The organism is Pseudoalteromonas sp. 120-MNA-CIBAN-0494 (genome assembly GCF_040308885.1).
Taxonomy (GTDB): Bacteria; Pseudomonadota; Gammaproteobacteria; order Enterobacterales; family Alteromonadaceae; genus Pseudoalteromonas; species Pseudoalteromonas nigrifaciens.
Window position 1 is genome coordinate 271,687 of record NZ_JBEOOE010000001.1, and the last position, 10,548, is coordinate 282,234.

General features: G+C 39.8%; 8 protein-coding genes. 2 read left to right on the forward strand and 6 right to left on the reverse strand.

Features of this window, described 5'->3' with window-relative positions; translation table 11 throughout:
* Positions 1-62: 62 nt before the first annotated feature.
* From mrcB to AAEY55_RS01280, 4 genes are all read right to left on the reverse strand, one after another.
* Positions 63-2,405, reverse strand: coding sequence for a penicillin-binding protein 1B (gene mrcB, locus AAEY55_RS01265; protein ID WP_182678688.1), 2,343 nt, complete (start codon positions 2,403-2,405; stop codon positions 63-65).
* Positions 2,406-2,581: 176 nt separating this feature from the next.
* Complete coding sequence (locus AAEY55_RS01270; protein ID WP_011328914.1) at positions 2,582-3,811, reverse strand: ammonium transporter; 1,230 nt, start codon at positions 3,809-3,811, stop codon at positions 2,582-2,584.
* Positions 3,812-3,820: 9 nt separating this feature from the next.
* The gene (locus AAEY55_RS01275) at positions 3,821-4,159 is read right to left on the reverse strand and encodes a P-II family nitrogen regulator (protein ID WP_011328915.1); all 339 of its coding nucleotides are present in this window, start codon (positions 4,157-4,159) and stop codon (positions 3,821-3,823) included.
* A gap of 181 nt (positions 4,160-4,340) precedes the next feature.
* A complete protein-coding gene (locus AAEY55_RS01280; RefSeq protein ID WP_011328916.1) occupies positions 4,341-5,606 on the reverse strand; it encodes a diguanylate cyclase in 1,266 nt (421 codons plus the stop codon).
* A 351-nt stretch (positions 5,607-5,957) separates the two neighbouring features.
* Here AAEY55_RS01280 and AAEY55_RS01285 point away from each other — a divergent pair, with 351 nt between their 5' ends.
* A complete protein-coding gene (locus tag AAEY55_RS01285; protein ID WP_011328917.1) occupies positions 5,958-7,478 on the forward strand; it encodes a S10 family peptidase in 1,521 nt (506 codons plus the stop codon).
* 60 nt (positions 7,479-7,538) lie between these two features.
* On the opposite strand, the gene AAEY55_RS01290 is transcribed toward AAEY55_RS01285, so the two are convergent.
* Positions 7,539-9,059 (reverse strand): CYTH and CHAD domain-containing protein, encoded by a 1,521-nt coding sequence (locus AAEY55_RS01290; RefSeq protein ID WP_182684338.1) that lies wholly within the window; start codon positions 9,057-9,059, stop codon positions 7,539-7,541.
* A 216-nt stretch (positions 9,060-9,275) separates the two neighbouring features.
* Here AAEY55_RS01290 and AAEY55_RS01295 point away from each other — a divergent pair, with 216 nt between their 5' ends.
* On the forward strand, positions 9,276-9,881 hold the full coding sequence (locus AAEY55_RS01295; protein ID WP_011328919.1) for a TIGR04211 family SH3 domain-containing protein: 606 nt from the start codon (positions 9,276-9,278) through the stop codon (positions 9,879-9,881).
* Positions 9,882-9,948: 67 nt separating this feature from the next.
* Here the strand turns inward: AAEY55_RS01295 and AAEY55_RS01300 are convergent, their stop codons facing one another.
* A complete protein-coding gene (locus AAEY55_RS01300) occupies positions 9,949-10,431 on the reverse strand; it encodes a winged helix-turn-helix transcriptional regulator (RefSeq protein ID WP_011328920.1) in 483 nt (160 codons plus the stop codon).
* Positions 10,432-10,548 lie beyond the last annotated feature (117 nt).

A 10,548-nucleotide genomic window follows, 5' to 3' on the forward strand; every position in this document is an offset into this window, starting at 1 on the left:
TTCAGCCAATAAAAAAAAGCCCTAACGGGCTTTTTTTATGTCTTGTAGTTATTCAAAACTGCTTAACGAATACACTGCGGCCTTGGTTCAAATTCACTGGCTCTTAGTGGTAGCTGAATAACTTTGCCGCACCCTGGTGGCGCTTGTTTACCCGTTAGCTCGTTAATAAACGCCCAGCGAATTGAAGGTGGACGAGTATCGGCTATCGCTTCGGGATTTAGCGGTTTTAAATAACGAATATAGGTCTCTAAAGCCCCTACACTACCGGTTAAGCCGGTACTTTTGTTATCATCTCGGCCTAGCCAAGCAACGGTCACTGTGTTTTGATCAAACCCCGCAAACCAGCTATCGCGTAAATCGTTACTAGTGCCCGTTTTACCCGCAAGTTGAATCGACGGAAAGTGTAAGTTTAACCGTTTTGCGGTGCCATCTTTAGTCACTCGTTTCATTGCGTATTTTGTCATGTACATGGCATCTTTAGCAAAACGCGGCTCAGATTTCACCTCATGCTTATACAATACTTTGCCTATTGAGTCGGTTAACGCAGAAATAGCGGTTAACTTTCTATATTCGCCATCGGCAGCAATGGTTGTGTACAATTGTGCTACCTCAAAACTAGACATTTCAAGTGCCCCCAATAACAACGATGGGTATTCGTTAATTCTTCCCTGCGCGCCTAACCCTCTTAGTGTATTTGCAACTTTATCTACCCCTACATCAAGGCCAAGATTTACCGCAGGTATATTTATACTGCGACTAAAAGCTTTGTATAACGGGATCGCTCCGCGAAATTGACGATCGTAGTTTTCAGGTTGCCATACTTTACCTTGCTCATTGGTAACTTGCACCGGTGAGTCGTCAAGTAAAGTGGCTAGGTTATAATGTGGTAACTGCAGCGCGCTTAAATACACCGCAGGCTTAACTAATGAGCCAATATTACGTTTGGTATCAAGTACTCGGTTAAAGCCTGAATAACGCACATCGCGCCCAGAAACTAATGCCGATACGCCACCTTTTTCTACGTTAACTGAGATCATCGCCGCTTCAAGCGCGCGAGTATTAGGGCGTTTTTCTAAATAAGGCAAACTTGCCTGAATCGACTCTTCCATTGCCGTTTGTTTTTGTAAGTCAAAATAGGTAAACACACGAACACCGGCATCTAACACATTTTGATCGGGCAATAACTGCTTGAGTTCACGATTTACTAGTTCTAAATAACCTGGGTACGATTTTTGTAAACTGGCTTTCATTGGCGCTATATTCAAAGGACGTTTTAATGCAGCGCGGTATTCATTAGTACTCAAAAGTTTGTCTTCAACCATTAAGCGCAGCACTAAGTCACGACGTTCCATTGTGCGCTCTTCGTAACGACGTGGATTGTAATAAGACGGCCCTTTTACCATAGCCACCAGCAGCGCTATTTGATCGTACTCTAGCTCATCTACTGGTTTAGAAAAGTAAAATTCAGCAGCCAAGCCCATACCATGTACACCTTGGTTATAAGACTGCCCTAAATATACTTCATTTAAATACGCTTCAAGTATTTGATCTTTTGAATAACGGTAATCTAAAATAAGCGCAATAAACGCTTCGTTTATTTTTCGTGTAAGTGAGCGCTCTCGGGTTAAGTAAATATTTTTAGCCAGTTGTTGCGTTAGCGTACTGCCGCCCTGAACTGTTCGCCCAGCACGAATATTACTATACAACGCACGTAAAATAGAAAATACCGATACGCCGTGGTGCTGATAAAAATTACGATCTTCAACCACTAAAAGCGTGTCTTTTAGCATTGCCGGAAATTTATCCAGCGGTACAAATTCACGGTCTTGTTTAGAGTCGTTACCTATACGCGCTATTTGCACCGGCTCCAGCCTAGCGTTGTTTAAACGCCGACCAAACTTGTCTTTAATACTAGCAATTTTTTGCCCGCCAAAACGCAGTTCAATTATATGCGCCTGTTCTAGCGCGTCATAAAATTCAAAATCGCGACGATATATTTTAATGCTGTTGGCAGTTTTAACATATTGCCCTGTACGACTTAACCTATTAACGGCTGAGTAGTTTAGCCGCTCTAACTCCCAAATAACCTCTTGGCTTGATAAGAACTGCCCGGGGTAAAACGCCATCGAGCGTGCATAAACTTGCGCAGGAAGCTGCCATTTATTACCTTCAAATTGACGAGTTATTTTTGCATCGAGGTAAATAAAATAAAGCGCCATAGCAATAAATGTCGCTAAACTAAGTTTCCAAAAAATAGACCATAGTTTATTGAGTAAAGATCGCTGAGCAACTGATGATTTGTTTTTTGTACTTTTTTTAGCGCCGTTACGCGGTGTACTTTTAGAGGGTTTAGCGCTGCGCTTTGTGGGGGTTTTACCTGTCGGTGTTTTTTTGTTATCAGCCATTTAAATGTAATTTATTCCAAGGTTTATTTTACGGACGTGAGCTTAGCATAGTCACCTACTAGTTCACCATTATAAGGTAAATTAACAACCCATCTTAGCAGCACTAAAGTTAACCTCCCCTGAAATAAAAAAGCGCTACCTAAGTAGCGCTTTGGACAACACACAATAACTTAAATTTAATTACTACGAACCGATACAAATTCTGGGTAGGCGTCAATGCCACAATCGTGTTGATCCATACCGTTTAGCTCTTCTTCTTCGGTAACCCTAATGCCCATAGTATGCTTTAAGATTGCCCACACCAGCAGCGAAGAAATAAACACAAAACCAATAATACACAACAAGCCTATTAACTGAGTTACCAAGTTTGCCTCGGCGTTTGTCACAGGTACTAGCATAATACCAAGTACTCCACATACGCCATGCACAGAAATAGCGCCAACTGGGTCGTCTATTTTTGCCTTATCAAGTATAACAATACTAAATACCACTAATGAGCCGCCTAATAACCCTAATAAACACGCCATCAATGGTGAAGGTGAAAGCGGATCGGCGGTAATCACAACCAGCCCAGCTAACGCGCCATTTAATACCATAGTTAAATCGGCTTTACCCCATAATGCTTTACAAACAAATAGTGCTGAAACAGCCCCCATTGCAGCAGCAGCATTGGTGTTTAATAAAATCTTTCCTACAGCAGTCGCGTTTTCTGCATCTGATATAAGTAGCTGCGAGCCGCCGTTAAAACCAAACCAGCCCATCCATAAAATAAACGTACCTAACGTTGCCAAAGGCAAGTTTGACCCCGGAATTGGGTATATTTCGCCATTTTTACCATATTTTCCTTTACGTGCACCCAGTAATAATACGCCAGCTAATGCCGCTGATGCGCCGGTTGCATGCACTATTGCTGAGCCCGCGAAGTCAACAAAACCCATTGCCGATAAAAATCCAGAGCCCCAAGTCCAGTAACCCTCAATAGGATATATAAGCCCAGTTAACACCAAGGTAAACACCAAAAATGCCCACAACTTCATGCGCTCAGCCACCGCACCCGAGACAATAGACATAGCCGTGGCAACAAAAACAACTTGAAAGAAAAAATCAGATTCTAGAGAGTGATCAGCATCAGCGGCTTGTGTACCAATTAAGCCACCAAATGAAGGAATGATGCCTCCCTCGGTATTCCCTACATACATAATATTGTAACCAACGAGTAAAAACATGGTGCATGCAATTGAATACAAGGCGATATTTTTAGTTAATATTTCGGTGGTGTTTTTTGAGCGTACTAAACCCGCTTCTAGCATGGCAAACCCTGCGGCCATCCACATTACTAATATGCCACAAATTAAAAAATAAAAGGTGTCGAGCGAAAACTTTAGTTCTATCAGTGTACTTTCCATAAATCCCCCTTAAAGTGCATCTTCATCAAGTTCGCCCGTACGAATACGAACAATTTGATCTAGGTCGTACACAAAAATCTTACCGTCACCTATTTTTCCGGTGCCTGCAACTTGCGTAATTGAGTCAACTACGCGTTGGCAGTTTTCAGTACGAGTGGCAATTTCGAGTTTAATTTTAGGAATAAAATCAACTTGGTATTCAGCCCCACGATACAATTCGGTATGACCACGCTGTCGACCAAAGCCTTTTACATCAACAACTGTCATCCCTTCTATGCCTAAATCAGCGAGTGCTGTACGCACTTCATCTAATTTAAATGGCTTTATGATTGCACTAATCATTTTCATTTTAGTCCCCTTAGGACACGTTATTGTTTTTCTTAGTTAATACAATCCAAGCTTTATGCCATTTATATATGGCAATAAAAAACAATAACTTATAAAAATATTTTATATTTAAAACAAAAAAACGCACCAATTAGGTGCGTTTTTTTATATATAATACTTGATTGGTGCGTGTGTATTTAACTCAACGTATAGCTGTAACCTCTGCTAGCTGCAAAGTACTATTTAAAACCACACAATTGCGCCCTTGCTCCTTAGCTTGATACAAAGCTCTATCGGCAACACGCATAGCAGCGGTTAAACTGGTATTTTGAAATTCGGCTAGGCCTATACTTGCTGTTATTGATAAGGTTTTATCACTGATAGTAAAGTCGTAACTTGCGAACTTTTGTATAAATAAATTTAAACACTTCTCGGCTTGTTCAACTTCTACTTGCGTTAATATAATTGCAAACTCTTCACCGCCAATACGTGCCACTGTACTGTTAGAAAATGAAGTCCGGATTAAATTACTCACTTGTTTAAGTGCCTGATCGCCGCCGTCATGCCCAAATTCATCGTTTATTGCTTTAAAAAAATCTATATCGAGTAACACTAAGCTATTTTTCTGATTTTTATTTTTGAGTAGTTTTTCAGCATACTGATAAAAGTAACGACGATTATAAAGCCCGGTAAGATGATCTCGAAAAGCACTTTCTTTAATGTCTGCAATTAACGATAACTGCTCCATGGTTTGCAATACACGACAATGAAACTCTTCATTCATAAAAGGTTTAGTTAAAAAATCATTAGCACCATATTTAATAAATCGCGCCGATAAACCATGCTTACTCGCGCCTGATAACCCAATAATTGCTAAGTCATCACGGCCTCTAAAGTTTCTCACCGCTTTAACTAATTCAAAACCATCCATTGTTGGCATTGCATAGTCTGTCATGAGTAATTTAATTTCAGCATCGTTTTTGAGCATATCTAATGCTTGGCGTCCATCGTGCGCCTCACTGACTGCAAATAATTGTTTTTCTAGCATTTGCTTCATTAAAGTACGACTTAAAACCGAGTCGTCGGCTATTAATGCTTTACAGCCTTGGTTACGCAACAGCTGTGCAACTAATTTTATAGCGTAATTATATGAGTCACGGTTATCTTTTATCACATAATCAATTACGCCTAATTCTAACATTTGCAGGCGCTTGTACTCATCCATCTTAGAAGTAAGCACCACAGTAGGAATACCTTTTAATAAGGTATATTTGGCCACCTCACCATTTGGTGCGTCGGGGAGCGTTAAATCAACTAAGGCTAATGTATAGCTGTGCTTACTTACAAACTCTTTACACTCAGATAAAGACCAAGCAAAATCAATGGCAACATCAAGATACTGTGCAGATATATGGCGAAGGACTTGTTGTACTACTTTACTATCTTCAACTATCAACAGTCTTTGCATAGGGCTTCTCTTTACTTCTAATTTGATTACTTGTTTTATAACCATGTGTTCATCATAAATTTAAAGCCTTTAATGAGATTTTAAATTTATTAAAAAGCAAATTACACACCCTGTCGGTTTGCCACTATTTTTTAAAGTAAATCTCACTTATTTAAGCTGTTACTTATAAATAAATGCGAATATACATTACTTTCATTACGATCGGAATAAAGAGCGATACAAGGCGTTAAAAGCTAAGTTTTTACACATTCTATTTACTCAACCACTATTATCGGCAACTAGTCTCAATACTTTTGTTTTTTTACTGAATATTTCTTTTAATAGAACATTAACAATAAAAAAGGGTCATTCATGAAGTTTAGCCAAAGTATTTTTTTACCTATTGCCGCCATTGCCTTAACACTTAGTAGTGCCTCCTTTGCCGATAATAACCAGCGTCGTATTGATATCGACAGCAAAGTGGTTACTGAGCACAAAGCAAAAATTAATAATCAGCGCTTTTCATATACGGTTGCAACCGGTACGCAACCTGTTTGGGATGACAAAGGCGATGCTATAGCAACCTTGCAATATACTTACTACACCCGCGATAAGGTAGATGACAGAGCAAAGCGCCCTTTGCTTATTTCGTTTAATGGCGGCCCTGGCTCGGCATCGGTTTGGATGCACCTTGCTTATACTGGCCCTCGCGTATTAAAAATTGATGATGAAGGCTACCCTATTCAACCATATGGGGTTAAAGACAACCCTTACTCAGTGCTCGACATTGCCGATATTGTATATGTAAATCCGGTAAACACCGGCTACTCTCGCGTAGTTGAAGATAAAGACGGTAAATTACTCTCTAAAGCTGAGCAAAAAGAGCAGTTTTTTGGCGTAAAAGCCGATATTAAGTACCTCGCTGAGTGGCTTAATACCTTTGTAAACAGAAACGAGCGCTGGCGCTCTCCTAAGTTTTTAATTGGCGAAAGCTACGGTACAACACGTGTATCGGGCCTTGCCCATGAACTGCAAAATAGCCAATGGATGTACATTAACGGCGTAGTATTGGTTTCACCAACCGATATTGGCATTAAGCGCGACGGCCCAATTAAAGCAGCTAACCGCCTGCCTTACTTTGCCGCTACAGCTTGGTATCACAAAGCATTAAATGCCAACTTACAAGCTAAAGACCTAGACGAGTTACTGCCTGAAGTTGAGCAGTTTACAATTAACGAACTGATCCCCGCACTGGCTAAAGGCGGCTTTATTGCAGATGATGAAAAGCGCCGCATAATTAAAAAAATGGCGCAATATGCTGGGCTTTCTGAAACCTTTGTAGAGCAAAATAACTTAGATATTCCAACGCAGTTTTTTTGGAAAGAGCTATTACGTGACCGCGGCCAAATGGTAGGACGCTTAGACTCGCGTTATTTAGGTATTGATAAACGCGATGCGGGCGAGTCGCCTGATTACTGGGCAGAACTCACGTCGTGGTTACACTCTTTCACACCCGCTATTAATCATTACTTACGTGAAGAGCTAAATTATAAAACAGATATTAAATATAACCTGTTTGGTAATGTGCACCCATGGGATAGAAGCGGTAATAACACCGGCGAAAACTTGCGTTTAGCTATGGCGCAAAACCCGTATTTAAAGGTAATGATTCAATCGGGTTATTATGACGGTGCAACTAACTACTTCGATGCTAAATATACGTTATGGCAGTTAGACCCAAGTGGCAAAATGCAAGACCGCTTAAGCTTTAAAGGCTACAGAAGCGGACATATGATGTACTTACGCCATGCGGATTTAGAGAGCTCTAATACCGACTTACGTGAGTTTATAAAGGCGGCATTACCTAAAGAAGGCCAAGCTGCTAAATACTAATCAGCAAATATAAAAAAAGGCTCATAATGAGCCTTTTTTATTTAATCATATTCTGTAAATCTAAAGCCAATAAGGCTTTATATCGAACGAAGCCAATCTACTTTGCTCCATTGCACTTACCAAATATTCTGTCTTTTGTGCTAGCCATGTTTGAATTTTAGCTAGCTTTTCATCTTCTTGACCACCGCAAAGCTGCTTTAAATAGTCAAGGGTACTAAGCTCGTACATACCATGAGAAATATCAAGCCAAGGGAGTCTAAACTCTAAGCGCTCTTCTTTATCAAATAACGCACCTAAACAATTACCACTTAGTAAACTGTTCTCTAATTGTGTGCGTATATTAAGGTAATCATTCGCGGTTAAAGTTTGTTCTTTAGGTAACAGCTTATGCAAATTTCGCCAATCTTTATCAAACAAACGGTTAGCAATGCTGGCTACCGATTGGTCAGCGTTTTGTAATTGCTTTTGATCCCAAAACTTGCGCCATTGTTTGTCTATTAACCAGGTTGTTAACGACAGTATTAAACGATTATAGCGTGCACTATGAAACAGCGCATAAATGTCGTCAATGCTAGGCTGTAGCTCTTTTAGGTCATTAATAACTTGTGTTAATGCCGGTGCGTTGTTTATTTTTTTATAAAAAGCGTGGCGTTTAGAAGTATAGGTTTTTAATTGAATTGCATTTTCAACCCACGCTAACTCGCTGAGTAACCACTTTAATTCGTTGCGTAAATGCTCAGTACTTTCTTTGCTAACAATATCGTCAAACAACCAAAAGTTATGACGAATTAAGCTTATACCGTCGGTTACTCGCTTTAATGTTTTTAAACTTGGCTTATCGAAATAACATTGTTCGTGCTTTTGCACAAAACGAATACCAAAACCCATAGCCTCTATTAATGCTTGCTCTTGGGTTACTTGCCCTTTGAGTTTAACAAACCCAATAGATTTACTTGGTTGCAGTGGCGTGTCGTCAGCAAGGCGATACCCTCTTGCGGCCTTTGAATACAAACCTAAGCGAATACAGTTTTGGCTTACTAATTTATCGGCTAGCGCAAATAATTCATTACGGCTGCCCTCAACAAGTTCAATTTCAAGCTCGCTGATCACCTCAACTTTACCCGCTGCGGCAATTTCACCTTTATCAAGCACTACTTCAATTTTTGCACCGTTTTGAGTCTCAATTAACCAAGTACGGCGAATAAAGTTAGTACTAAAAATCGGATGTATATTTTCTGCAATAACATTGGCTTGCATGCCATGAGGCCAAATAGATGGGTCAAATGCCATTAAATCTGGACGATTAGACTCTATTGGTAAGTTAAATTCAGGGCGTTGATGTAAGCCCCCAACAACCTCACCGGCGAGTTTAATTGTTTGCTCACATTTATTATCAGCACAACGCGTTCTATAGCCAATATCAAGGGCTCTAAGCTCACGGCTTGGCGTATCATAATAAGCATTTTGTAAACTTCGAGATGGCTTATTAGTAACTGTTTTTGCAAATTGTGTAATTAATGAGGGGATCAGTGGAATGACGGCATCTGATACCAAAAATTTTAGTTCTATCTCAGTATCCATTAGTTATGCGGATTACCCTTAAAATTAATAAGTGGTCAAAATAAACAAAGCCGCCCCATATTGCAAATATTTTAGTCAAAATGGGCCGCTAATAAAATAACACCGGTTACAATATCAACCTTGCTATTGCGCTATTTAATCCATATTATCGCTATACTTATGTGAAATATAAAATCACGTTCTAAACGGACACGGTTAGATTAACAAGGTAAATAAATGCTAAAACACTGTTTATTATGGCTGTTTTTAACAGCCTCAACATTTGCGAGCCAAGCAGAAGAAGCTCAAACAGCAGCCCCCACCAATGCAAAAACAGCTTATATAATTGACAATCTTTATACGTTTATGCGCTCTGGTGCGAGCAAAAACTATCGTTTACTCGGCTCTATTGATGCAGGCACACAACTGACCTTATTATCGAGTGAAGAAAACGGTTTTTTAAAAGTTAAGGATGATAAAGATCGTGAAGGTTGGGTTGAAGCTAAATACATCACACAAACAGCTGGCTTACATAAGCAGTACCAAACGTTAAGTGATGAAATGAGCTCAATACAAAATGAACTGCGCCAAGCACAAGTTGAATTACCGCAGTTGCAAGAGCAAAACGTGCAGTTAACAAACCAAAACAAACAATTGTTTACACAAATAACTCAATTAAAAACTACACTTGAGCAAGAGCGCACTTTAAAGCAAGCTACTAGCTCTAAAGAAAAACGCCAATTACTTACTTATGGCGGTGCTATTGCATTTTTAGGATTGTTTTTAGGTATTATATTAACGATTGTGTTGTCTCGCCGTAAGCGCTACCAAGGCTGGGCATAACACGACAACTTAATTAGTCGCATAAAAAAAGCATCATTAGATGCTTTTTTTATGCCTGCAGTTTATATTACAAATCTAGGCGCAGACCCGGATCTTGTTTTATTTTTTCAATTACCATATAAGTGTGGTGCGTCCCCACTCCTGGAATATCAACTAAGTCGCCAAGCACTTGCCTGTACTCGTCCATGTTTGATACCCTGATTTTCAGCAAGTAGTCGTAGCCACCAGCAACCATGTCGCACTCCACTACTTGCCTAATTTTTAAAATGTGTTCTCTAAACACTTTAAATACCGCGGTATTTGAAGTCACCAGCGACACTTGTACATGTGCAACTAAGCTTTGATTAAGCTTGGCTTCGCTAAGCTTGGCAACATAGCCTTCAATATAGCCTTCTTGCTCTAAACGCTTTACACGATCAAGACAAGGGCTGGGGCTTAAATTAACCTGCTTTGCGAGGTTAACATTTGAAATTCTGCCGTTCTGTTGCAGAACGTCTAAAATAGCTAAATCGATACGATCAAGCAGGCGTAATCTATTTGGACTCGTCATAACAGAACTTTATACGGATAAGTAGAAAATATGCCCTGTAAATTAGCGTAAAACGCCAAATTTAACCAGCATATTCTGCTGAATTTTAATTAGAATGCACGCCTTACACCAACGAAT